Origin of the sequence: Sorangium sp. So ce295 (assembly GCF_051527405.1) — a bacterium.
In the GTDB taxonomy this organism is placed as follows: domain Bacteria; phylum Myxococcota_A; class Polyangia; order Polyangiales; family Polyangiaceae; genus Sorangium; species Sorangium cellulosum_B.
Map to the genome: position 1 here is coordinate 7,147,803 of NZ_CP150324.1, position 23,392 is coordinate 7,171,194.

Annotated in this window: 24 protein-coding genes; 8 read left to right on the plus strand and 16 right to left on the minus strand. The window is 72.4% G+C overall.

The features are described from left to right. Window positions 1-63: 63 nt before the first annotated feature. Window positions 64-1,290: a PAS domain S-box protein gene (locus tag WMF11_RS27100; protein WP_437902186.1), complete on the minus strand. Its 1,227-nt coding sequence runs from the start codon at window positions 1,288-1,290 to the stop codon at window positions 64-66. A 270-nt stretch (window positions 1,291-1,560) separates the two neighbouring features. Here WMF11_RS27100 and WMF11_RS27105 point away from each other — a divergent pair, with 270 nt between their 5' ends. Genes WMF11_RS27105 through WMF11_RS27115 form a run of 3 tightly spaced genes read left to right on the plus strand, consistent with a single transcriptional unit; the run spans window position 1,561 to window position 4,243 of the window. Then, window positions 1,561-2,430 (plus strand): ABC transporter ATP-binding protein, encoded by an 870-nt coding sequence (locus WMF11_RS27105; RefSeq protein WP_437972765.1) that lies wholly within the window; start codon window positions 1,561-1,563, stop codon window positions 2,428-2,430. Continuing rightward, a complete protein-coding gene (locus WMF11_RS27110; protein WP_437972766.1) occupies window positions 2,423-3,256 on the plus strand; it encodes an ABC transporter permease in 834 nt (277 codons plus the stop codon). Before WMF11_RS27105 ends, WMF11_RS27110 begins: the two co-directional genes overlap by 8 nt. A 57-nt stretch (window positions 3,257-3,313) precedes the next feature. Then, a complete protein-coding gene (locus WMF11_RS27115) occupies window positions 3,314-4,243 on the plus strand; it encodes an aldo/keto reductase (RefSeq protein WP_437972767.1) in 930 nt (309 codons plus the stop codon). A gap of 33 nt (window positions 4,244-4,276) precedes the next feature. Here the strand turns inward: WMF11_RS27115 and WMF11_RS27120 are convergent, their stop codons facing one another. The 7 genes from WMF11_RS27120 to WMF11_RS27150 form a co-directional block, all read right to left on the minus strand. After that, window positions 4,277-5,227: an alpha/beta fold hydrolase gene (locus WMF11_RS27120; RefSeq protein WP_437902190.1), complete on the minus strand. Its 951-nt coding sequence runs from the start codon at window positions 5,225-5,227 to the stop codon at window positions 4,277-4,279. Next, a complete protein-coding gene (locus tag WMF11_RS27125) occupies window positions 5,224-5,856 on the minus strand; it encodes a TetR/AcrR family transcriptional regulator (RefSeq protein ID WP_437972768.1) in 633 nt (210 codons plus the stop codon). The genes WMF11_RS27120 and WMF11_RS27125 overlap by 4 nt, the downstream gene beginning before the upstream one ends. A gap of 516 nt (window positions 5,857-6,372) precedes the next feature. Next, a complete protein-coding gene (locus WMF11_RS27130; protein ID WP_437902192.1) occupies window positions 6,373-7,656 on the minus strand; it encodes a radical SAM protein in 1,284 nt (427 codons plus the stop codon). Between the two features lie 4 nt (window positions 7,657-7,660). Beyond that, window positions 7,661-8,215 carry a hypothetical protein gene (locus tag WMF11_RS27135; RefSeq protein ID WP_437972769.1) on the minus strand — a complete coding sequence of 185 codons (555 nt, stop codon included), beginning with the start codon at window positions 8,213-8,215 and terminating at the stop codon, window positions 7,661-7,663. 236 nt (window positions 8,216-8,451) lie between these two features. Further along, entirely contained in the window at window positions 8,452-9,750 is a 1,299-nt protein-coding gene (locus WMF11_RS27140; protein ID WP_437972770.1) for a hypothetical protein, read from the minus strand. Continuing rightward, a complete protein-coding gene (locus WMF11_RS27145; RefSeq protein ID WP_437972771.1) occupies window positions 9,689-10,744 on the minus strand; it encodes a matrixin family metalloprotease in 1,056 nt (351 codons plus the stop codon). The genes WMF11_RS27140 and WMF11_RS27145 overlap by 62 nt, the downstream gene beginning before the upstream one ends. Before the next feature lie 15 nt (window positions 10,745-10,759). Continuing rightward, a complete protein-coding gene (locus WMF11_RS27150; protein ID WP_437972772.1) occupies window positions 10,760-12,607 on the minus strand; it encodes a hypothetical protein in 1,848 nt (615 codons plus the stop codon). 122 nt (window positions 12,608-12,729) lie between these two features. Here WMF11_RS27150 and WMF11_RS27155 point away from each other — a divergent pair, with 122 nt between their 5' ends. Next, a complete protein-coding gene (locus WMF11_RS27155) occupies window positions 12,730-13,338 on the plus strand; it encodes an FKBP-type peptidyl-prolyl cis-trans isomerase (protein WP_437972773.1) in 609 nt (202 codons plus the stop codon). Window positions 13,339-13,377: 39 nt separating this feature from the next. Here the strand turns inward: WMF11_RS27155 and WMF11_RS27160 are convergent, their stop codons facing one another. From WMF11_RS27160 to WMF11_RS27170, 3 genes are all read right to left on the minus strand, one after another. Further along, window positions 13,378-14,493, minus strand: a complete 1,116-nt coding sequence (locus tag WMF11_RS27160) for a pyridoxal-phosphate-dependent aminotransferase family protein (protein WP_437972774.1) — start codon at window positions 14,491-14,493, stop codon at window positions 13,378-13,380. A gap of 48 nt (window positions 14,494-14,541) precedes the next feature. Continuing rightward, complete coding sequence (locus WMF11_RS27165; protein ID WP_437540980.1) at window positions 14,542-15,399, minus strand: serine/threonine protein kinase; 858 nt, start codon at window positions 15,397-15,399, stop codon at window positions 14,542-14,544. Window positions 15,400-15,520: 121 nt separating this feature from the next. Then, complete coding sequence (locus WMF11_RS27170; RefSeq protein WP_437972775.1) at window positions 15,521-15,937, minus strand: tellurite resistance TerB family protein; 417 nt, start codon at window positions 15,935-15,937, stop codon at window positions 15,521-15,523. Between the two features lie 172 nt (window positions 15,938-16,109). On the opposite strand from WMF11_RS27170, the gene WMF11_RS27175 reads away from it, so the two are divergent. Then, window positions 16,110-16,847 (plus strand): tetratricopeptide repeat protein, encoded by a 738-nt coding sequence (locus WMF11_RS27175; RefSeq protein ID WP_437972776.1) that lies wholly within the window; start codon window positions 16,110-16,112, stop codon window positions 16,845-16,847. Between the two features lie 27 nt (window positions 16,848-16,874). Here the strand turns inward: WMF11_RS27175 and WMF11_RS27180 are convergent, their stop codons facing one another. Together WMF11_RS27180 and WMF11_RS27185 are read right to left on the minus strand one after the other, a co-directional pair. Beyond that, a complete protein-coding gene (locus tag WMF11_RS27180; protein WP_437540984.1) occupies window positions 16,875-17,243 on the minus strand; it encodes a hypothetical protein in 369 nt (122 codons plus the stop codon). Between the two features lie 10 nt (window positions 17,244-17,253). Beyond that, complete coding sequence (locus tag WMF11_RS27185) at window positions 17,254-17,604, minus strand: hypothetical protein (protein WP_437902199.1); 351 nt, start codon at window positions 17,602-17,604, stop codon at window positions 17,254-17,256. A 189-nt stretch (window positions 17,605-17,793) separates the two neighbouring features. Between WMF11_RS27185 and WMF11_RS27190 the strand changes: the two genes are divergently transcribed. Further along, window positions 17,794-18,504, plus strand: coding sequence for a nucleotidyltransferase family protein (locus WMF11_RS27190; RefSeq protein WP_437540988.1), 711 nt, complete (start codon window positions 17,794-17,796; stop codon window positions 18,502-18,504). Here WMF11_RS27190 and WMF11_RS27195 read toward each other — a convergent pair. The 3 genes from WMF11_RS27195 to WMF11_RS27205 form a co-directional block, all read right to left on the minus strand. Next, window positions 18,493-19,638 (minus strand): DegT/DnrJ/EryC1/StrS family aminotransferase, encoded by a 1,146-nt coding sequence (locus WMF11_RS27195; protein WP_437902200.1) that lies wholly within the window; start codon window positions 19,636-19,638, stop codon window positions 18,493-18,495. The genes WMF11_RS27190 and WMF11_RS27195 overlap by 12 nt on opposite strands. Window positions 19,639-19,715: 77 nt before the next feature. Then, the gene (locus WMF11_RS27200) at window positions 19,716-20,714 is read right to left on the minus strand and encodes an SDR family NAD(P)-dependent oxidoreductase (RefSeq protein WP_437972777.1); all 999 of its coding nucleotides are present in this window, start codon (window positions 20,712-20,714) and stop codon (window positions 19,716-19,718) included. A gap of 172 nt (window positions 20,715-20,886) precedes the next feature. Next, window positions 20,887-21,249, minus strand: coding sequence for a hypothetical protein (locus WMF11_RS27205; RefSeq protein ID WP_437540993.1), 363 nt, complete (start codon window positions 21,247-21,249; stop codon window positions 20,887-20,889). 179 nt (window positions 21,250-21,428) lie between these two features. Between WMF11_RS27205 and WMF11_RS27210 the strand changes: the two genes are divergently transcribed. Both WMF11_RS27210 and cysK read left to right on the plus strand, forming a co-directional pair. Continuing rightward, on the plus strand, window positions 21,429-22,289 hold the full coding sequence (locus tag WMF11_RS27210; RefSeq protein WP_437540995.1) for an endonuclease/exonuclease/phosphatase family protein: 861 nt from the start codon (window positions 21,429-21,431) through the stop codon (window positions 22,287-22,289). A 184-nt stretch (window positions 22,290-22,473) separates the two neighbouring features. Then, window positions 22,474-23,364 carry a cysteine synthase A gene (gene cysK / locus WMF11_RS27215; RefSeq protein ID WP_437911032.1) on the plus strand — a complete coding sequence of 297 codons (891 nt, stop codon included), beginning with the start codon at window positions 22,474-22,476 and terminating at the stop codon, window positions 23,362-23,364. Window positions 23,365-23,392: the final 28 nt, after the last annotated feature.

Here is a 23,392-nt window from a genome sequence, read left to right on the forward strand (position 1 = left end):
TGGTGAGGGATCGCAGGGGAGCCGAGGGAGCGCCGCGCCGGAGCGGTCGTCCGCGCGGCGCTGTCACTGGGGCCGCGGCGCGGCGCCGTGGAGCGAAGCGTGCGCCGCGCCGGCCGCGCGCTCCTTGCCCATCTGACGGATGCAGTACTGGAGGGCCGCCCGGAGGTTCCCGAGGGTGGTGATGTTGGCCAGATCGAGCCCGAGGCTGACGATGGTCTGGGCGACGTTCGAGCGGATGCCCGCGACGATGCCCTCGGCGCCGAGCAGCCTGATCGCGGCGACGAGATCGAGGAGGTAGCTCGCGGTCTTCGTGTCGACCAGCTCGACGCCGGTGAGATCGAGGATGGCGAAGCGCGAGCCCGTGCGGACGATCGCGTCGAGCAGGGTATCCATCACCTCCGCTGTCCTGGCGCTGTCGAGCACGCCGATCATCGGCAGGGTCAGCACGCCGTCCCACACCTGGATGATGGGAGTCGACAGGTCGCGGATGACCCGCTGTTGCCGCTCGATGAGGTCCAGCCTGGCCCGGAGCTCCTGCTCTGTGTTCTTTGGCTTGCTGATATCGAGCGTGAAGCCGACGACCGAGGACACCTCGCCCTGCTCGTCGCGCATGGGGACCTCCCAGTTGTCCCAGAACACCCCGTGCGTCAGGGACTCCGAATGGCTCGCTTCGCCCGCGAGCGCCCGCCGCAGCACCTCGCACCCGTGCGGGTTGCTCGCGTAGAGGTCGAACACGTTCTTGCCGATGTGCGCGCCCTGCTGGAGCCCGATGCCCTCGAGCGCCTTGCCCTCGTGGCACGTGAAGATCCCCTCGCGGTCGATGGCCCAGACGATGATCGGGAGCGACTGCGTGATGGCCTGCAGGATCACCTCTCTCTGATGGTGGCGGCGATCCTGCTCGGTCCGCTCCGTCACGTCCTGCCCGAACACGCCGACGCCGATGATCTCTCCATGCTCGTCGAGGATGCGCTCGTGGCGCCACTCGACGCTCACCACGGCGCCGTCCTTCTTGACGTGGCTCCACACCCGGGGGGCCGCCCCGTCCTCCGCGAGGAGCTGCCGCCACGCGCCGGGGCTGCCGGACGCCGGCAGGAGCTCGTCCACGCGCTGGCCGAGCGCCTCCTTCCGCGCGTGGCCGAGCAGGCGCTCGGCCGCGCCGTTCCAGTCCTCGATCGTGAGCTCCTTGCCGTACTGGACGATCGCGAGCGGCGCTCGCTCGAAGAGGCGTGCGCGCTTGCCCGCGAGTTTCTCGGCGTCGACTTCTCCCCATGACGTGGTGGCGGCGGTCATGGGGTGAAATTTACCCGGGGCGTTCGCGCACGTCGAAATAACTGCCATTCGTCTTCGTCGGACAGTCTGCAGAGCGCGCTGGGTTCGTAAGGACGGATCCACTGTTGCTGTAGCAACACTCCGTGAGCAAGCGCCTGCTGCTCCAGCAGCAGGGCGCCATCTGTTATAGCGGATTTGCGTCCAGAGAGCCGGCTCACGCTTGGTACGGGGCGTGCTCAACGGCGGTCCGTGAAGGGGCGCCCTCGTCGAGGTTCGGGAGCAGGAGAAGCCATGAGCAACAAGATCCAGTTCCACAATGTGAGCAAGACATTCGCCGTCAAAGGGCCGGCGGGGGCCAAGGAGGGCGCGCGATTCACGGCCATCGAGGACCTCAACCTCGACGTGAGGGCCGGCGAGCTGATGGTCCTCGTCGGGCCGAGCGGGTGCGGCAAGTCGACGCTCATCGATCTGCTCGGCGGGCTGTCGAAGCCGAGCAGCGGCAAGCTCCTGCTCGACGGCAAGCCGATCACGGGCCCGGCCCTCGATCGAGGGATCGTGTTCCAGCAGTATGCGCTCTTCCCGTGGCGGACGGCGCGCGAGAACGTCGAGTTCGGGCTCGAGGCCAAGGGCGTCCCGGAGAGCCGGCGAAAGGAGATCGCCCAGGATTACCTGGATCTGGTCAGCCTCTCCGGCTTCGAGGATCGGTATCCGCACGAGCTGTCGGGCGGCATGAAGCAGCGGGTGGCCATCGCGAGGAGCCTCGCCTACGACCCGGAGGTGCTGATGATGGACGAGCCGTTCGCGGCGCTGGACGCGCAGACGCGCGAATCGCTGCAGGCGGAGCTGCTCCGGATCTGGGAGAGGTCGCGCAAGACGATCCTGTTCATCACGCACAGCATCGACGAGGCGGTGTTCCTCGGGCAGCGGGTCGCGATCATGACGTCCCGGCCCGGCCGGGTGAAGCGGGTCATCGATATCCCGGAGGAGATCCGGGGCTACGAGGACGCGCGGTCGACGCCGGAGTTCGGCAGGCTGCGGCACGAGATCTGGACGCTGCTGCGCGAGGAGGTGCTGAAGTCCGAGGAGCAGGAGCGGAGCAAGCGGCAGAGGCGTGCGGCGGAGAGCCGCCCCGTGGCGGGCGTGGTGGCGGTCAATGGCTAGTTTGGAGCAATCGATTCCGCTGCCCGAGGAGTCGCAGCAAGGGCAGCTCGTGGGCGACGCGGCGCGGTGGCTCGGCCGCGCCCTCGCGCGCTCGGGGATCCTCCTCGCGGTCGCCGCCCTGTGGGAGACGGCGCCGCGGGTGGGCCTCGTGGAGGGGGCGTTCCTTCCGCCGCTCTCCGAGGTGCTGGAGACAGGGTGGCAGCTGCTCCAGAACGGGCAGCTCCTGAGCCACATCAAGGCGAGCCTGTCGCGCTCTCTCGTCGGCTTCACGCTGGCGATCTCGGTGGGCGTGCCGCTCGGGCTCGCGATCGGGTGGTACAAGGGCGTGGCGGACGCGCTCAATCCGCTGCTCGAGGTGCTGCGCAACACGGCGGCGCTCGCGCTCCTGCCCGTGTTCCTGCTGCTCCTCGGGATCGGGGAGTCCTCGAAGATCGCGCTCGTCATCTACTCGTGCACCTGGCCGATCCTGCTCAACACGATCAGCGGGGTGCGCGGGGTCGATCCGCTGCTCGTCAAGTCGGCGCGCACGATGGGGCTGTCGCCGCTCCAGCTGTTCCGCAAGGTCATCCTGCCGGCCGCGGTCCCGACGATCTTCGTGGGTATCCGCCTGGCGGGCGCGTACTCGCTGCTCGTCCTCGTCGCGGCGGAGATGATCGGGGCCAAGGCGGGGCTCGGATACCTGATCATCTACGCGCAATACAATTTCCAGATCCCGAGCATGTATGTCGGCATCTTGACCATCACGGCGCTCGGGCTGACGTTCAATCACCTGCTCATGCGCGTCGAGCGGCGGTTCACGTCGTGGAAGGTCGCCCCGAAGGAGTGAGCCCGCGCCCGGCGCGGGCGCCGTGACGATCACCGTTCATCGAGGGAGAGGACGATCGTGAATCGAATCATCCTGGGCCGGACCGGCCTCGAGGTCAGCGTGCTCGGCCTGGGCGCGGGCGGCGACAGCCGGCTCGGGTCCGGGCGCATCGGGGAGGCCGAGTCGCTCCGGCTCGTCCGTGCGGCCATCGAGCGCGGCGTGAACTTCATCGACACGGCGGAGGCGTACGGGACCGAGGGGCTCATCGGCAAGGCGCTCCGCGAGGTGCCGCGCGACCGCGTGGTGCTCTCGACGAAGAAGACGACGCGCCTCGAGGCGCCGCTGCGGCCGGAAGACGTGGTGTCGTCGCTGCATGCGAGCCTTGAGCGGCTCGGCACGGATCACGTCGACATCTACCATCTGCACGGCGTGCTGCCGGATCAGTACGCCGATCTGCGCGAGCGGATCGTCCCCGTGCTGCTGCGCCTGCGCGAGCAGGGCAAGATCCGCTTCCTCGGCATCACGGAGGCGTTCGCCGCCGATCCGACGCACGCGACGCTCGAGCAGGCGCTCCGCGACGATGTGTGGGACGTCGTGATGGTCGGGTTCAACCTTCTGAACCAGTCGGCGCGAGCGCGGGTGTTCCCGCTGACGCGGGCGAAGGACATCGGGACGCTGATCATGTTCGCGGTCCGGCGGGCGCTGAGCCGGCCCGATCGGCTGCGGGAGCTGCTCGCGGACCTTTCGGCGCGCGGCAAGGTGTCGCCCGAGCTCGGCGACGAGGGGCTGGACCGGCTCCTGGAAGGAGAGGGCGCCTCGTCGCTCCCGGACGCGGCGTACCGCTTCTGCAGGGACGAGCCCGGGGCGCACGTGATCCTGTCGGGGACGAGCAGCGTGGAGCACCTCCTGGAGAACGTGCGCTCGATCGAGGCGCCGCCGCTGTCGGCGCGGGCGCGCGAGCGTCTCATCCAGGCGTTCGCGCAGGTCGACGACGTGTCGGGGCACTGAGGAGGGGCTCGCCGGCGGGAGCGCGGCGGAGGGTCACGCGACCGGCGCGGCGATCCCGGGCGGCGCGGGGGGCGGCGCGACGTCGGCGGCGGCGGCGTCACGCGCGGCGTCGCTCCCGAGGAAGCGCGCGATCCGCCCGCAGAGCCGCGCGCGGAAGGCGTCGTCCGTGGGGGGCGAGTGGCGGCACCCCTCGAGCAGCTCGGTCTCGGCGCGCGGCAGGAGCTCCTTCGCGCGCGCGAGCAGCTTCGCGCCGGGGAAGCTCACGTCGTCGTCGGCGCCGAACACGAGCGCGGGCCGCGTGAACCCGGCGAGGGACGCGGGGGTGGCGAGCGGCGGCGGGCGGAAATCGAGCCGGTAGCTGCGCACGGCGTCGCCGAAATAAGAGCACCACATGTCGTCGTGCGTGGAGAACAGCCCGGAGACGAGGCGCGCGAGGCGCTCTTCCGAGGGGAAGGCGCGGTAGAGGGCCATCGGGATCGCGATGCGGGTGAGGCCTTGCCACGCGGAGCCCGACACCAGAGCCGCCGGCACGATCAGGACGAGCCGGTCGATGCGGGCGGGCGCGACCTGGGCCATGCGCAGGGCCGCGAAGCCGCCCCAGCTGACACCGAGGAGGTGGGTGCGGGCGAGGCCGAGCGCGTCGAGGACGTCGGTGAGCCACTCCGCGTAGGCGGGCCCGTCGATCGGCAGGCGGACGTCGGCGCTCTTGACGGACTGGCCGATGACGTCGACGACGTGGACGCGGTAGCGCGCGAGGAGCGGGCCGAGCTCGGGCATGAGGTGCGCGGAGCTGGCGAGCGCGCCGTGCAGGCAGACGAGCGGCGGGGCGTTCTCGGGGCCGGCGATGAGGACGTGCGTGGCGCCGAAGCGGGTGGAGACCTCGCGCGATCGGGTCGGGACCGGGAGCTTCTCGTGGAACCTGTCGAACCACGCCGCGATGCGCGCGCGCGCCTCTGGACTGCGGAACATGATGGATGACGTCATCGAGCCCTCCTGACGTTGGCTGCGGGGCGGAGGCCGCAGAGGTGCTGAGCGACGAGCCGATCGAGCAGAGCGATGGGCGACGGATGCGCGCCCTGGGCCCAGGCGATCAGCGCGAAGTAGTAGAAGGAGAAGAAGGCGACGCCGAAGAGCGCGGGGTCGGCGTCGTCGGCGACCTCCCCCTGCGCGCGGGCGGCGTTGAAGAGCTCGACGACGCGGCCGTGCACGGCGGCGACCTGCTCGGTGAAGCGGGCCTGCCAGGGCGGGTCGGCGAACAGGGCGTCGCGGAGCAGCGTCTTCGAGAGGGCCGGCCGGCGGGCGTAGTACGCGAAGAAGGCGGCCCCGAGCCGGTGGAGCCGCTGCTCGAGGGAGCCGGGCTCCTCGTCGCTGACGGCCTCGGCCGCGGTGGCGGCGAGGTCATCGAACAGCGCGGCGTGGAGCAGGTCGCGCTTGTCGGCGAAGTGGAGGAGGACCGTGCCGGCGGCCACGCCCGCGTCCGCGGCGATGGCACGGACGTTGGCGGCCTCGAAGCCGTGGCGCTCGAAGTGGTCGCGCGCGGCCTCGAGGATCCGGGCGCGCGTCGCGTCTTTCTGGGCGTCGCGCCGGCCGGGTCTTTGGGTGAACGCGTTCACTGAACGAGTTCATTACATGAGAAAGAGCGGCGTACAAGGAGAATTGAGCCCGGCGCGCAACGGGGTTGAGGGCGTCCCATCCAACCGACCATCCAACCGACCGAGGTTGGGCGTCCGGGGCGTCCGACCCGACCCGGGTTGAGGGTGTCCCGGGTTGAGGGCGATGGTGGACATCCGACCGAGGTTGTGGAGGGACGTCCGACCGAGGTTGGGACCGACCGGGGTTGAGGTCGTCAGGGTGAGGGCGTCCGTCCGGAGGGCGTCCAACCGACCGAGGTTGGGGCGTCCGGAGGGCGTCCCGTCCAACCGATCGAGGCTGGGGCGTCCGATCCAACCGGGGTTGAGGGTCCGGGGTTGAGGGCGATGGCGAGGGTGGACGTCCGACCGAGGTTGGGACCGACCGAGGTTGAGGGCGTCCGCGTCCGATCGACCGAGGTTGAGGGCGTCCGGAGGGCGTCCGGAGTTGAGGGTTTCCAGGGTTGAGGGCGACCGGCACCCGTGGAGCCGTGCGAGCGCCTACGTTCTTGGAACCATCGCCAGTCGCCGGCGCGCGTTCCTCGGTACCACCGGCTCGGGCGGCGGTGGGGCCGGCGCGTCCCAGGCCTCCTCGACGAGCTCGAAGACGCCATGGTCGTACGGCACGTGCGGCGCGCGCTGCTTCATGACGAGCCGCTCGCGGATGCCCCGCCTCTTGAGCTGCGTCACGCGGTGGTAGCAGAACGGGTTGTTGCCACGCTTGCCGAGCGTGCAGTGCGCGGTCCACGAGCACCCCGCGCGGCAGGCGTCTGCGTAGTAGCACGTGGCGCAGTGCCCCCAGAGCTCGCTCGCGTCGCGATCGCGGGCGAACCGGACCTCCTCCGAGCGCTCCCAGAGCTGCTCGAGAGCGAGCTCGCGCACGTTGCCGCCGGCATAAGGCGTGGTCGGGAGCGATGGACACGCCTTCACGGTGCCGTCGGACTCGATGCCTACCAGGTTGATGCCACCGCGACAGCCGCGCCAGTGGGCCTCCCCGCCGCCGGGCCTCGAGCGCATGAGCTGCTCGTGCGGGCCGAAATAGCCGATGTTGTTGTTCGCGAACACGTTGAATGGCACGCCCGCCACGTGCGTCTCGAGCGCCTCGCGCTGGATGGCGGCGAGCGTGTCGACGACCTCGACCACGCGCCACGGCTCGAGGATCCACTCGGGATGATCGGCCGCGCGCCCCATCGGCACGGTGAGCTGCACCTGCCAGGTCTGGATGCCGTACGAGCGCAGCTCGGCGCACGTCTCGCGCAGCAGGTGCGCGTTGAGGCGGTTGATCTGGGTGTTGGCGGTCGTGATCAGGCCGGCGGCCCGGGCGTTGTCGAGCGCGCGGATTGCGGCCGCGTGGCTGCCGACGTTGCCGCGCAGCTCGTCATGGATGTGCGCCGGCCCGTCAACCGAGACCCCGAGCCCGGTGAGCCCCGCGGCGCGGAGCGCCTTCGCCCGCTCGGAGGTGAAGGCTCGCCCGCCCGTCTGCATGATCACGCGGATGCCGCTGCGCGCGAGGAACGAGATGATCTCGGCAAGATCCTCGCGCAGGTACGCCTCGCCTCCGATGAGCGCGACCTCGCGACAGCCCAGCCGCGCGAGGCTCGCGGCGACCTCGAGCACCTCCTCCGTCGAGAGCTCCGCGTCACGCGCGGCGCCGGCGCGCGAACCGCAGTGCTGACACGGCTGGTCGCACTTCATCGTGAGCTCCCAGACCGCGTAGATCGGCTTCGCCTCCAGGAAGTCCGCAGGCATGAGCGCGCGGACGGGGACCGTGGTCGGCTCGATCATCGGCTCACTCCCCCGTGCCGCCAGCGCCGCCGACCGACGAGCCGCCGCCGTAAGCCCCACCGACGCCGATGTCACCTCCTGTCCCGCCCGCGCCGCCCGCGCCGCCCGTGCCGCCGACCGACGAGCCGCCGCCGTACGCCCCACCGACGCCGATGTCACCTCCTGTCCCGCCCGCGCCGCCCGTGCCGCCAGCGCCGCCGACCGACAGGCCGCCGCCGTAAGCCCCACCGACGCCGAGATCGCCGCCGAAGCCCCCTGTCGTGCTCGTGCTGACCGATGGACCGCCTCCGTAAGCTCCTCCGATGTTGACGTCACCGCCGGTCCCCCCGCTCGAGCTGCTGGAGGTGCCTTGGTCCCGGTGCTCGATGACGTCGCCGCCGCAGGCAAGCGGCTGGAGCAACGCGGCCGTCAAGCCCATGAGCATGGCGATCGTCGTGCGCGGGACAGCGCCGTCCGCCGTGCGCATGGCAGCGCCGCAGTGCGGGCACTCGTCCTCGCCGGGGCGCGCGTGGCAACCGCACGCGCTACAAGGGACGAGCACCGGGAAGGGTAAAGGCATGGGCAGATCCTTTCGTATCGAAGTCGACGTTTCACTGCCGCCCCAAGCAACCCGCGCGCCGTCCCATCGCCACACGAATTCCCCGCACGAATCCACACGCGAACTCATGACGAAAAACGCCAGGTCGGGGCTCCGCGCGCTCGAGCCCTCTGGCACACACCGGCACGCGATTGGCACATGCCAGCAGGCGCAGCCTCGTCGTTCGCCTCTCGCCAGGCGCAGATCTCAGGGACGGCTCAGCCCGCCGCCGGGGCCTGCTGCGCCTGGGCGCGCGCCCGGAGGCGCTGCTTGGCGGAGGGGCCGCCGGCGTGGCGCACCGAGGCGACGGCGCGATCCATCACGTCCCGCCAGTAGCGCGCGACGTCCTCGCGCTCGGTGAGGAGGGCGTCGATGGGCCCGTGGTCGGTCTCGATCTCGACCGCGAACCGATCGCCGCGCGGGAGCACGCGGATGTCGCGGACCTCCCCGGCGGAGATGGCCGCCCCCAGCCGGCCCTCGGGGCGCAGGTCGATGGCGCCGGTGCGGCTCACCCAGGGGGCGACGACGAAGCGGCCCGGGCCGAACGACACGACCGGGGCGGAGCGCGCCGCGTAACGGGACGAGAACCTGGCGACGCCCAGGAAAGCGTAGCCCGCGAGCGAGAGCAGCGCGGCGGCGCTGCCTACGCCGATGGCGATGCCGCTCTCCCCCGCGGAGACGCTCCGCATGACCTGGATCCAGAACGCGAGCGCGGCGAGCAGCAGCGCGGCCCCGATGAGCGCGTTGCGGGCCGCGGAGCCGCGCGGGCCGTGGCTCGCGTAATCCCGCAAGACGAGGAGCTCGCCCTCGCTCCGGATCGCGAACCGCGACAGCGCGGCGGCCGGCAGCGCTGGCGGCGGAGTCGGGGCAGGCTCCGGGAGGGGCCGCGGCGCGATGGCGCCGGGCGGCTCGGTCCCCCGCGCCGTCTCCAGCGGGACGCCCAGCGCGGCCGCGAGCGGCGCCGCCACCGCCTCGACGAGCGCCTCCGCCGGCGCGGCCTCGAGATCCTGCGCCTCGGCGACGAGCAGGCGCCGCGCCGCCGTGGCGCGCGCGGGCACGGGCGCGGCGAGCGCGAGCCAGGCGGCGACGTAGGTCCGCTCGCGCGTGCACGTGGCGGCGCCGCAGCATGGGCGCCGCTCCGAGATCACCTGGACGCCCACCGCGTCGCGAGGCTCGGCCGTGCCCTCCCCGGCCCCGCCTGCCTCGGGCCGCGCGTGGCGGGCGCCCGCGAGCCTCAGCGGCGCCAGCCGGAGGACGCTCGCACCGCGCTCGATCCGGAGCCATACGGGGTCCCGCGGCGCCGGGCCGAAGCCTGTATCCTGCTCCCGCCGCAGCGCGCCAAGCTCGGGCGCCGCCCGGAGGATCAGCGGCGCGCCGCCGCCCTCCGCCGAGAGGGCGCGCGCCGCGCCGGCCGGATCGCCGAGCGGATCGAGGGCGGAAACGGAGCTGTCGGCCTCAAGGGAGCGGAGGGCACGCGCGACCTCCGCCTCGAACGCTGCGGTGCTCGGCTCGGGCATGGCGGGACGTTTGCCCCGGCTGCGCTGGGTTGTAAAGCGCACCCGTCCGCGCGACAACGCGGGGGGCGCGCTCTCCTACCCCACCCGATCGCTGCCGCTCGCGCGGGGTCCGGCGCGGCCGCCGGCGCCAGATGGCCAGCAGCGCGCCGAGCGCCGTCATCGGCAGGGCGCCGGGAGCGATCGGCGGCTGGCCAGCGCCCGAGCAGGAGCAACCGGCGTCGCCCTCGGCCTCGTCCACATGGCCGCTCTTCGGCCTGTCCTCGCCCCCCGACGCCGCGCCGCCCGATCCGCCCGATCCGCCCGAGGCCGCCGTCGCGCCCGCGCCGGAGCCGCCGCCCGAGCTCGCGGCGCTCGTCCCGGCGATCGGGTAGAGGGCGCAGACCCCTTCGATGTCGTCTTCCTCGAGCGTGCGCGCCGACGTGCCGCCCGGGTAGAACCCCAGCATCGTCGCGCCGCGCACGTTCGTGTGACCCAGGCCGAGGAAGTGCCCTTCTTCGTGCGTGGCGATCGATCGCACATCGATGCAGCCTCCATCACCCGTGTCGTTCCAGCAGAAGCCGACGTCGTTGAAGATCATGTCGGCCTCGCCGATGACACCGTCGGCATCCCAGATCGGCATCGTGACGGCGATCACCGAGTCGGCTTGCCCGAGCTCGCCAGGCCAGCCGTCGCTGATCCAGAGGAACACGCTCTTGCCGTCGTCGAAGTTGTAGCCGTCACCCGTGTCGCCGAGGAGCTCGACCTCCCACGCCGTGCATCCGGGGCTCGACCAGGCCGCGAAGCCGGCCTCGATGCTGGCGGCGGCGAAGCTGGAGAGCGGCCCCGGGATCGTCCCCCCGTTGATGTGGTAGCGGGCCGGCAGCTCGCGCCAGCGGGGGACGACCTCGAGATCGAGCGGCGCCCACGCGGCGGCCTCGCGGGCCCCCGCGAGCTGCGCCAGCGCGGCGGCGAGCGGGGCGACCAGGGCGAGCGCGGCCCTGAAGCCTCTCTTCATCCCCCCATCATCGGCTCATCGCTCCTGCGGGACCACCTCGAGCTCCTCGGGCGCCGCGCTCCCCTCGAGGGGCAGCGTGACCTCCACCCCCTCGTGCACCGGCAGGGTCGCCGCGACGGGCCAGGAGCGCGGCGCGCCGCCCTCGCCCGCAGCGACCTCGCGCAGCGTCACGCCGCGCACCGGATTCACGCCGCCGTTGAAGAGGCACGCGCGCAGCCGCCCCTCGACGACCGCGGCCGAGCACGGGATGACATCGGCCGTCGCGCGCCGGATCCGGCCGAGCATCGCCTCCTCCGCGGGCGCGGCGGGCAGGAGCGCCACGAGCGCGTCGCGGGCGCGCGGGTCGCGGAGCCAGGCGAGCATCATCGCCGCGTGGATGCGCACGACGCGGTAGCGCGCGCGCGTCAGCTGGAAGAAAGCGTCGGGCGACGCCACCCCGGTCTCGCCGTCGAGCATGCCCGTCACGCCCGGCTCGATCTTCACCTCCGTCCCGGGCGCCTCGACGTGCCATTTCACAGCGCGCCCCGGCCCGAGCGCGCCTTCCCAGAACAGCCCGCGCTCGGTGATGCCGGCGCGCTCGCCGCGGCGATCGCGCCGCGCGAACGTGAGCAGCACGCGGAAGTCGCTGACGGGCGCGCCGCTGTTGTTCACGACCGCGAGCTCGAAGTCGTAGCGGCCGCGCGCCGGCCGCGCCACGCCGCCGTCCCGGCCCGCGTCGCCCGGCTCCGCCCCGGCGTCGCCCTGCTCCCCGGCGGCGTCGCCCTGCCCCGCGCCGGCCTCGCTCTCCGCGTCGTCGTCCGCGCGGTCCCGCCGCAGAATCGGCGCGATCACCCCGGCGCCGTCGTCCGGCCCCGTCGATCCGAGCAGGCTGAGGATCGGCACCCCCGCCCGCCAGAGCGGCGAGTCGGCGCGATCGCAGAGGCAGTGCGGGAACGACGGCTCGGCGCGCTCCCGGACCTCGCCCGCGAGGAGCGCGGCGGTGGCTCCGCGGGTCGCCTGCCCGACGCCGCGCGCCGCCTGCCGCTCGGCCGGCGGCTGATCGCGGGGGGCCGCGAACCGCTGCACAAACGCCATCGTCGCCACGATGCCGATCACCGCGAGCGCCGCGGGCACGAGCACGCGGGCCCGGAGCGGGAGCGCGTCGATCCCCTCCTCGACGCCGCGCCTTGGTTCGCGCCCCGGCCGCTCGCCGAGCGGCGTCGGGCGGGGCGCGAACACGGGCGCGGCCGGCGAGCCGGGGGACGAGGCCGCGAGCCGCTCCGACGCGAAGCCCATGCGGCTCGACATCTCCGCCACGAGCGCGTCGCGCAGGCGGTCCGAGGGCGGCCCTCCCCAGGTCGCGAGCCGCGCGACGAAGCGCAGCGCGAGCCAGGTCGCGAGCGCGACGAGGCACGCGAGCGACGCGGTCCCGAGCGGGCCGCTCGCGAGATAGTCGGGGGACAGGGAGGCCGCGAGCACGCCGAGCGGCGCCGGCGCGATCCAGCTCGCCATGCGGGCGTTGAGGCGCGCGCGGTAGGCGCTCTCCATCGCCTCCATCGCCGCCGGCGAGGTCACGCCGGGCACGCCGGGCAGATCGCCCTCGAAGCGCGCGAGGACGAAGCAGTTGTGCGGCGAGCACGCGGACGGATCGAGCGCGACGCAGAGCGCCTTGCCGCGCCGGAAGAGGCCGCGGATCGCCGTGTAGGGCACCCCGAAGCGGACCGGCGCCGCCACGGCGCCCAGGGCGAACCCCTCGGCGTAGCCGGCGACCCGGACCAGCTCGACCTCGAGCTCCGCCTCGGCGCAGGTGAAGCGCACCGCGCCAACGGCATTGGCGCCCCCCTCGGCGATCGCCAGGGCAGCGACGGAGAACGCGCGAGCCAAGGTGGCCGCACCCTAACCGCGCGGGCCGGAGCGCTGCAACGGAAACCCGGACGGCCGGGAAGCCCCCGGGCGCGTCGGGTGACCGTTGATCGCCCAGCGCCGGGTGCGTAAGACGTGGCGCCATGAAGCCCCTCCACATCGTCATCGCCATCTCCTGCGCTGTCCTCCTCGGCCCGGTCGCGGGCTGCGAGGAGAAGGTCCCCGAGCCGGATCTGCCGCCGGGCAGCGCCATACCGGCGGTGAAGCCCGCCGAGCCGGAGCCCGCCGATCTCATCAAGGAAGACACCGTCGTGGGCACCGGCCCGGAGGCGAAGGACGGCGACAAAGTCCGCGTCCACTACACGGGGCGCCTGCTGAAGAACAACGCCGAGTTCGACTCCTCCGTCGGCCGCGAGCCGTTCGAGTTCACGCTCGGCGCGTCGGAGGTCATCAAGGGCTGGGACCAGGGCGTTGCCGGGATGAAGGTGGGCGGCAAGCGCAAGCTCACGATCCCCTCCCGCCTCGGCTACGGCGACGCGGGCAGCCCGCCGAAGATCCCGGCCAAGGCGACGCTGGTCTTCGACATCGAGCTGCTCGGCGTCGGCGACGCGGCGAAGGACGCGGCCGGGGACGACAAGGCCGGGAAGACCACGGCCGACAAGGCGGCCAAGCCCGCGGGCGACAAGGCGGCCAAGGGCGACAAGCCCGCCGCGCCGGCCGAGAAGAAGGAGGCGCCCAAGGAGGCGAAGTGAGCCGCGGGCCCCGCGCGAAGTGAGCCGCGCGCCCCGCGCTCAGACGACGCGCGCGAGCGCCTTGAGGAAGATCTCGTAGGCCTCGAGCGGGTACTCACCCATGTGGAAGATCCGGAACAGCCGGTCCGAGAGCTTCCCCTGGGCGGCGTAGATCTCGAACACGTGCCCATCGACCGGCTCGCTGGCGAGCCGGCTCGCCATCTCGTCGTAGGTCCGCCCGGCCGGGATGTGCAGCGCCGTCCCGATCGACTGGAGCGGCATGTTCTCCCAGCGCGCGATCGTCAGCCCGAGGCGCTCGTAGCCGGGGCGCAGGATCGCGCAGCGCGCCTGGTACACGGCGTGACGCCCGGCGACGCCGCCGGTGGCGGCGAGGTGATCGAGCGCCGCGATCACCTGGCAGAGGCTCATCGGATCGATCGTGTAGGGGTGCGCGCCGCCCTGCTGGGCGCGCCAGATCTTGTGGAGCTCCAGGCTCGGGACGCGGGCGGGGATCCGCTCCATCTCGGCGAGCAGGTCCTTCCGGACCAGCGACACTGTCAGGTTCGGGTGGCTGTGCAGGCCCTTGTTGCACGAGCCCATGACCGCGGCGATGCCCGAGCCCTCGAGGGCCAGCGGCTCGACGAAGAGCGCGCTGATGCCGTCGACGAGGAGCTTCTTGCCGTACTTCCGGGCAAGCGCGCCCACCTCGGGCAAGGGGTTCAACGTGCACGTCGACGTGCCCCCGTACACCATGGCCACCGCGTCGACCTCGTCCGCCGCCAGGATGGCCTCGATCTTCGCGAGGTCCGGCCTCTCGCCGTAGGGCAGGCACATGTCGACGACCGGCTGGCCGAGCGTGGCGGCGTACTCGAAGATCCGGTCGCCGTAGGCGCCGTTCCGGACGACGAGGAGCCGCTCGTCGCGCCGCAAGCAGGAGCCGAGCACGGCGGCCATGGAGGTCGATCCCGAGCCCGTGAGGAGGATGGCCTCGTAGCTGGGCGCGCCGAGGGCCTCGACGATGCCGTGCCGTGCCCGGTCGAGCAGCGGCCGGAGCCGGGGGCCACGCGGGACGATCGGGCTCTCCCCGTACGTGCGCGAGACCTGGTTCACCGCGTCCGGCAGGTGGAAGACCGCGGGCGTGAGCGAGACGACGCGTGGCGTTGCGGCGGCGATCATGCCGCGAGATCTAGCCCGGAACGCGCGCGGGACGCAGCGGAGATTGCGCTACGCCCAGCGGAGCTGGCGCAGATCGTCCCAGACATCGCGCGCGCAGTGGTAGCGGTAGGCGTCGCGGCGGCGCAGCAGCTTGGCGATCACCTGGCTGAGCGGCGTGCCGAGCGCCTCGGCCTTCTGCCGGGGGGTGCCCTCGGCGATCTGCCGCGTGATCTCCTCGTAGGCGACGTTCACGTCGATGGCCGGCTGCCCGGTGTGCATCTGGTACATGAGCAGGCCGAGCTGGTAGAGGTCGCTCTGCGTCGTCGTGTAGCCCGCCGTCACGAGCTCCGGCACGAGGATCTTCGGGTTCGCGACCTGCGGGCGGAACCAGCGGGTGACGCCGTCGAGCTGGTGCGCCACGCCGAAGTCGGTGAGCTTGACGAGCGGCCTGTGGTCGAGCTGGGAGATGAGCACGTTGCCCGCGTGCAGGTCGGCGTGCACGACGCCGTTGTCGTGCAGGTACTGCAGCGTCATCAGCAGCTGACGCGCGAGCTCCAGGAGCAGCGGCGGCTGGAACGGGGCGCCGAGCAGCGCCCGGAGGCTCGTGTCGCACCGCTCAAGCGCCAGGTAGAACAGGTAGTTCACCTCGAACGCGTCGTGGATGTAGACGATGTTCGGGTGGCGGAAGCTCTCCAGGCGGAGCATCTCGCGCGACCACTCTTCCTTGACGACCTGGTAGGGCTTGTTCGCCGGCCGCAGCATCTTCAGGGCGTACACCTGATCGAACGGCCCGCTGCACTCGTACACCGAGCCATACTGCCCGTCGCCGATGAGCGCCCCGATCACGTACGTCCCCCGGGTGGAGGTCAGCGCTGAGCCCGGCACCGGAAACGGGATCAGGAAACTGCCAGTGGAGGACCAGGTCACGGCGAGCCCATCGTAACCGAAAACGCCGGCGCCCGTTCACCCCGCCGCGCGCGGCCCGCGTCCGCGACGCGGGGGGCGCCCCTGTCCCCCCGCACGCGGCGCGCCGAGGGCGGCCGGCCGCTCATGAAGCGGCGAGCTTCCGCACGATCTCCGCGGCCTCGGCCTGATCGAGCTCGAGCGCCGCGGCGACGTCGAGCAAGAGCTCGCGCTCGCTGCTCCTGACGATCCCGTCGGCGACCACGACCTGAGCGACCAGGAAGAAGGCGACCTTCCGGGCCTGCGGGCTGGCGAGCCGTTCCTTGAGCGACGCGAGCCGGGCCGCGCGGCCCTCCTTGTGGAGCTGCTCCACCACGGTCTGGAGGAGCGTGTCCATCGTGCTCTGCGGGATCCGTCGATCCGTGAGCGACTCTACGCTCCGGGCGAAATGGATCTTCTCCTCCGGGCTGAACTCGCCGTCGGCGAACGCCGCGAGGAACATCAGCTCGACGAGCGCCTCGAGGTTCGGCTCATCAAGCGTTTGCAGCGGAGGAGGGCTCATCTGGGGCATCGTCTCCGTGTACACCGAGGCCCGGCGCGGGACCAGCCCTGGAGCGTCCCCTGTACCCAGCGCGCCCGGGGCAAACGCGCGCGCCTGGGGCAAACGCGCCAGGGTTGAACGCGCCCGAGGGGCGGCGTTGGGAGAGCGCTCCCTGTGTGTCATGAGTTCGAGCATGCACGTGCGCGAACTCGCCCAGTCGCTCCTCGGCGCGCTCTTCCTCTGCGGCTGCAGCAGCGCGACCGCGGCGCGGCGCCCTGCGGATCCGGGCCGGCCTGCGCCCGAGGGGCGCGCGGCGACGCCGCGAGCCACGGCGAGCGCCGAGGCGGCCCCGCCGCCGCTGCGGCTGCCCTGCGAGGCGGACGACCTCGTCGGCTGTACGAACGGCTGTGCCGACCACCAGATCGAAGACTGCGTGACGCTGGGATCGATGTACCTGGGCGGAGCGATCGTCTCGATCGACGTGGAGCGAGCGATGACGCTGTTCGAGAAGGCGTGCGCGGAGGGGAGCGCGCGCGGCTGCTTGCGGCTCGGCGACGCCTACCACGAGCGGCTCGCGCGCGCGGACGGCGCCGTCGGGGCGAGCGAGGCGGACGAGGCGGCGCTCTACTGGCACGCGCGCGCATGCCACGCGGGCGCGAACCTCGGGTGCCTCGCGGCAGGCAGGGCCTACCTCCACGGCCAGGGCGCGAGCGCCGATCCCGGGCGCGCGGCCGCGCTGTTCCAGCGCGTCTGCGAGCGCGGGAACGCCCCCGCCTGCGTCGAGCTCGGACATCTCCACGCGGAGGGCGAGGGCGTGAAGCGCGACGACCGGAAGGCGGTCGAGCTGTTCACGAAGGCGTGCAAGCTGGGCCTCGACGAGGGGTGCCTGCGGGCGAGCCGGTCCGGCGACGTCCTCCCGCCGCGCGACTGACGCGCCCTCGACCGCCGCTCTTCGCCGTCAGTCGGTCCGGCGGCGCTGGGCGATGTCCAGAGCCGCCGTGATCATCGCGGTGAGCTGTGTGTCCGACACGTTCTCGGAGGGGAGCACGACGAGCTCGGCGCCGATGCGCCGCGACAGCTCGATGAACCCTTCCGGATCGAACGCCCGCACGTCCTGGGTCATCACGATGGCCAGCGGGTTCAGCCATGCCGCGCTGCCCCGCAGCGACACGAGATCGCACGCGAGCAGGTCGGCGCCTTCGACGAAGACCAGCCGCCGGCAACGCTCCGCGAGCTGCTCGCTGGCGCTCACGATGAGCACCACCGAGGCCGATGCCGTCCGCTTGCTGCGCCCCGCTGGTCGTGTCGGTAGCTCTCGCGTGCTCATGATGCCCAGGTCAGCGAGCGAGCAGCGGGCGCCCGTACGGGACGGGCCCGGCGCCCGGCGCCCGAGCGCGCGCCTCGTCGGCGAGGGCGAGATCCATGACGAAGGAGCCGAACGGCAACCGGAAATCCCGGTCGTTCGGCTGGGTCGCGTAGAGGGCGAGCAGCGAGAGCACGCTCCCGATCTGCGCCGCGGCCGGATCGTCCTCGCGCGCGTTGAAGCGGTCGGCGAGCGTGCACAGCTGCCGGAAGAGCGGACCGCCCGGGTGCGGGCCGGCGCTGCACATGGCGAAGGTGCCGCTGCCTCGATATCCGAGCTTCCGGCGCTTCCTGGCGGGGGTACGGGACGGAGGTACCATCGTCATGATTGCTGCCCAAGTCGCCTGTGAGGGGTGAATCGCCCCACGCCGGGGCTGACCTGCCGCGGGACGCTCTCCAACCAGTAATAGAGCAGCCCGAAGAGAGTCAATCGGAGAGGACGCCGCGGGCCGGGCGAGGGTGAAATTCTGCGGAATGGTCACCCGTCCGGGCAGCGCGTGGGTATACGTCATCGCATGAAGGCAGTCGTGCTTGCCGGCGGCAAAGGCTCCCGGCTCCGCCCCTACACCGCCCTTATCCCGAAGCCGCTCATGCCGATCGGGGATCACACGATCGTCGAGATCCTCCTCCGGCAGCTGGCGCGGGCGGGGGTCACCGACGTCGTGATGTGCGTCGGCCACCAGGCCGCGCTCATCGAGGCGGTCGTCGGCGAGGGGAGCCGGTACGGGCTGCGCATCGCCTACCAGCGCGAGGACACGCCGCTCGGGACCGTGGGTCCGCTCCGGGTCATCGAGCGGGATCTGCCGGAGCGCTTCCTCGTGATGAACGGCGACATCCTCAGCGATCTCGACTTCACGGCGCTCCACCGGACGGCCGAGTCGACCGGATCGCCGCTCACCGTCGCCGTCTGCGAGCGCGCCTCGAAGATCGACCTGGGGGTGCTCGACCTCGGCCCCGAGGGGCGCGTCGTCAGCTTCCGCGAGAAGCCGACCTACACGTTCTGGGTCAGCATGGGCATCTACGCGATGAGCCGCGGCGTGCTGCCCTTCATCCCCGAGGGCCGGCCGTTCGGGTTCGACGACCTGATGCACGCGCTGCTCGGCGCCGGCGAGCCGGTGGCCACCTTCCCCTTCCGGGGCCACTGGCTCGACATCGGAAGGAGCGACGACTTCGCCGAGGCGCAGGACGAGTTCGAGAAGAACCGGCAGCGGTACCTACCGGACTGACGCGGCGAGCGCCTCGCACACGGCGTCGACGTCGGCGTCGGCCATGCGCGGGTGGAGCGGCAGCGTGAGCTGGCGGCCCGCGATCGCGTCCGTCCGCGCGAGCCCGTCCTTGCGCACCCGGTCGGAGGCGCCGTGGTGCGAGAAGCGGTGGATCGGCGTGTAGTGCACGCTCGTCTGGACCCCGCGCGCCTTCATGGCCTCCATCACGGCCTCGCGCGAGGTGCCCTCGGGCAGGAGCACCGGCATGAGGTGGTGCGCGCTCTCCCCCAGCCCGCGCGCGTAGAAGTCGCTGTACGGCAGCCCGAGGCCCCGCACCCCGGCGAGGCGCTCGTGGTAGCGCGCCACGAGCGCGCGCCGACGCGCGTTGCCCGCCGCGAGCCGCCCGAGCTGCACGAGGCCGATGGCGCTGCGGATCTCGTCGATGCGGTAGTTCATGCCCGCGTCCACGACGTCATAGGTGAACGCGTGCCCCTTGTGCCGATCGAGGGTGAGCGTCGTCATCCCGTGCGCGCGGAGGAGCCGCATGCGCGCGTGGAGCGCGTCGTCCCTCGCGATCACGGCGCCCCCCTCGCCGACCGCGAGGTTCTTGTTCGAGAAGAAGCTCAGGCAGCCGACGTCCCCCAGCGTCCCGAGCGCCCTGCCCCGGTAGCTCGCGAGCGGCGCGTGCGCCGCGTCCTCGACCACCGCGATCCCCCGCTCGGCCGCGATCGCGCAGATCGCGTCCATGTCGCAAGGGTAGCCGGCGTAATGGACGACCGTGATCGCCCGCGTCCTCGGGGTGATCTTGCGGACGATGTCGGCGGGATCGACGCCGAGGTCGTCGTCGCCGACAATGTCGGCGAGCACCACGTTGGCCCCGCACAGGAGCGCGGCGTTGGCGGTCGCCACGAACGTGAGGCTCGGGCAGATCACCTCGTCGCCGGGGCCCACGGAGAGCGCGGTGTACGCGAGGTGCAGCGCGGCGGTGCAGTTCGTCACGGCGAGCACCCTCGGGGTGCCGAGCGCCTCGCCGAGCTCCCGCTCGAACTGCGCCGTCCGCTCCCCCATCGTCAACCAGCCCGACGCGACGACCTGCCGCGCGGCCTCGGCTTCTTCAGGCCCGAACGAGAGATCGCTGAGAGGTATCTTCCACATGGTCTTCCATCCATCCAGCCGGCGCCTCGCGGAGAGGGCGCGCGAGGCGCTGGCCCCCGGCCGCGCGGCGGCGCGCGTCAGATCGCGTACTCGCGCGGCCTGTAATCGGTGAGGTGACGCTCGACGTAGGCGTACGTCCGCGCGAGCCCCTCCTCGAGCGTCACGCGGGGCGCGTAGCCGACGAGCTCCGCGGCGCGACGGAAATCGGCGAGCAGCACCAGGACCTCGCTCGCGTCGGGGCGCACCCGGGCCTCGTCCGTCACGAGCTCCGCGCGCTTGCCCGTCACCTCGAAGATGAGGCGGACCAGATCGCCGATGGAGATGGCGCGCCCGCTCCCGACGTTGAGCGTCTGCCCCACGGCCCGCGCGCTCGCTCCGACGAGGAGGAAGCCGGCGACGGTGTCGGTCACGAAGTTGAGGTCCCGCACCGGCGTGGTGCTGCCGATGCGGAGCGCGGCGCTGCCGGCGGCGAGCTGCTGCATCACGCTCGGGATGATCGCGCGCGACGACTGCCGCGGGCCGTAGGTGTTGAACGGCCGGATGGTCGCCACCTCGAGGCCGAACGAGAGGTGATAGCTCTCGGCGAGCTTGTCGGCGCCGATCTTCGTGGCCGAGTACGGGGACTGGCCGGTCAGGGGGTGCGCCTCGTCGATCGGCGTGTAGCGCGCGGTGCCGTAGGTCTCGCTCGTCGACGTGTGGACCACGCGCGCGCCGTGCTCGCGCGCCGCCTCGAGGACGTTCAGCGTGCCCTGCACGTTGGTCGCCACGTACTGCTGCGGGGCCACGTACGAGTACGGGATCCCGATCAGGGCCGCGAGGTGGAACACGACGTCGGCGCCGCGCACGAGCGACCGGACCGCGCCCGCGTCCTCCACGTTGCCGGGGACGACCTCGACCTGCGCGAGGACGTCCTCGGGGAGCCGGTCGAGGTGCCCGCGCCGCGAGCCCGAGGTGTACCGGACGAGCGCCCTCACGCGCGCGCCCTCCCGGACCAGCGCCTCGACGAGGTGGCTGCCGATGAACCCGCCGGCGCCGGTCACCACGACGCGCTTGCCGCGATAGAAGCCTTCGCTCACGGCCGCGTCCGTGGCCCCTGCGGGTTCGCGCGTCAAGCGCGTACCGAGGCGGCGCGCCCGTTTGCGCCCGGCAGCGCAGTCCCGAGCGCGGCGCTGGCCGGCGGGCGCCGGGCGCGGCCAGCGCCGCCGCGCAGCGGCCCGCGGGGCTCGCTGGCGGGCGGCGTGGCGGGGATCACTGGATCTGGATCTGGTCGGTGGGCGTGTTGCCCGCCCCCTCCGGCGTGCCGATCTCGCGGTGCACGCAGAGCCCCTGCTTGCAGTAGGAGTCCGGCGGGGCCTTGCAGTCCACCTTGGGCTCCTCGCACTTGCCCGTCTTGTAGCTCTCCGAGAGGGGCTTGATCTTGTCGAAGGTCGCGTTGCTGATGGGCTTCGCACAGCCCGGCCACTCGCTCTGACGGCAGTCGGGGTCCGTGTTGCAGTGCTGCGCCTTGTTCACCATCTCGAAGGCGTCGCCGCGGACTTTGTCGCACTCCTTGGGATCCATCTTGCTCTCGCAACCGGCGACCAGCGCGAGCAGGAGGAAGCTGGCGGTCATGCTGAGCGAGGTCCGAGGTCGGAAGGCGGCCGATCCAGGCCGCCCGCGTCGACGAGCACACGTGATCATTCAGGTTCTCCCGGTCAAGGCCGCCCTTCCGCGCCGGAGGGGCAGCGGCCTGCGCCGGGCCCTTCGTATCACGGCTGGATCCGGGCGCGCAGCTGGCGTAGCCCGTCGACATGGAACGTCCTCGAGAAGGCTCCGGGATCAGCGGCTCCCCGCACGGCGGATCCGGCATCCGTGTTCGCAGCTCCCTCCGGGTGCTCAGCCTGAACATCTGGAACCGCCACGACCCGTGGGAGGCGCGCCTCGAGGTCATCCGGGAGGGCCTCCGCGAGCTCGATCCCGACGTGGTCGGCCTCCAGGAGGTGCTGTCGTACGAGGGCCGCTCGCTGGCCGACGGCATCGCGGACGGGCTCGGCTACGAGGTCGCGTTCGGCGCCGCGCACGACCTCGGCGGCGGCGTGCTCTTCGGCAACGCCGTGCTGTCGCGCTGGCCGATCGCGCGGAGCCAGGCGTTCCCCCTGCCCACGGGCGAGACCGACGAGAAGCGCTCGATCCTGCTCGCCGAGCTCGGGTCGCCCCACGGCGCGATCCCGTTCTTCGTCACCCACCTCAACTGGAAGTTCCACCACGGCGCCGTGCGCGAGGCGCAGGTCGCGGCCGTGGCCGACATCGTCATGCGCGAGGCGCCCATGGAGGGCCTGCCGCCCATCGTCGTCGGCGACTTCAACGCGCAGCCCGAGGCCACGGAGATCCGGTTCATGAAGGGGCTGCACGCCCTGAACCAGAAGAGCGTGTACTTCGCCGACACCTTCGACCAGACGGGCAAGGGCCCCGGATTCACCTTCGATCCCGTGCGGAACCCGTTCGCGGCCATCACGAACGAGTACCCGCGCCGCATCGATTATGTCTTCGTCCGCGGCCCGGACGCGCAGGGGCGAGGCAAGCCGCTCTCGTCGAGGGTCGTCTTCGAGGAGATCCGCAACGGCGTCGCCGCTTCGGATCATTACGGGGTTCTCTCGGAGATCGCGATGTAAAGCGGGGCCGGCGCCCCTCACGGGGCGTGCGCTCCGGCACGTTGCCCGGGGATGCCCTGTTCACGTGTACACTGGCGGCATGTCGTCCCCTCGAGCACCGGGCGACGGACCGCCGAGTCCGCCCGACGTGCCTGGTGAGAGCTCGGCTCCTCCGCCTGCCGGCGCGGTCCGCGTCGGTCCGGTCGTGCCGGACGCCCTGTCGCTCATCGGCGGCACGCCGCTCGTCCGCCTTGCCCGGGTCTCGCCCGAGGGCGGAGGCGTCGTCTACGCCAAGCTCGAGTCGATGAACCCGGGCGGCAGCGTCAAGGACAGGGCGGCGCTCGGCATGGTGCTCTGCGCCGAGCGCGAAGGGATCCTCAGGAGAGGCTCGACCATCGTCGAGGCCACGAGCGGCAACACGGGGATCAGCCTCGCGATGATCGCCGCCGTGCGCGGCTACCGCTGCGTGGTGGTCATGCCCGAGGACATGAGCGTCGAGCGCCGGCACGTCCTCCGCGCGTACGGCGCCGAGATCGTCCTCACGCCCGAGGGCCAGGGCATGGCCGGCGCGGTCGCCCGCGCGATCGAGATCTGCGAAGCGACCCCCGGCGGGTGGATGAGCCAGCAGTTCCAGAACCCGGCGAACCCCGGCGCCCACGCGCGCGCCACCGGCCTCGAGATCCTCGCGCAGACCGGCGGCGACATCGCGGCCTTCGTCGTCGGCGTGGGCACCGGCGGCACGCTGACCGGCTGCGGGCGCGTGCTCCGGGATCAGCTCGGCGGCGCGGTCCGCATCTGCGCCGTCGAGCCGACGAAGAGCGCCGTGCTCTCGGGGCGAGGCCCCGGCCCCCACGGTATCCAGGGCCTCGGCCCCGGCTTCGTCCCGGCGATCCTCGAGCGATCGCTCATCGACGAGATCCTCACGGTGACCGAGGCGGGCGCCTCGCGCATGGCGCGGCGGCTCGCCCGCGAGGAGGGGCTCCTCGTCGGGCCGAGCTCCGGCGCCAACGTCCACGCGGCCGTGGAGATCGCGCGCAGGGTGCGCGGGACGATCGTGACCGTGCTGCCCGACTCGGGAGAGCGCTACCTCCTCTGAGCCACTTCCGGCGGCGGCGAGCGCGGCG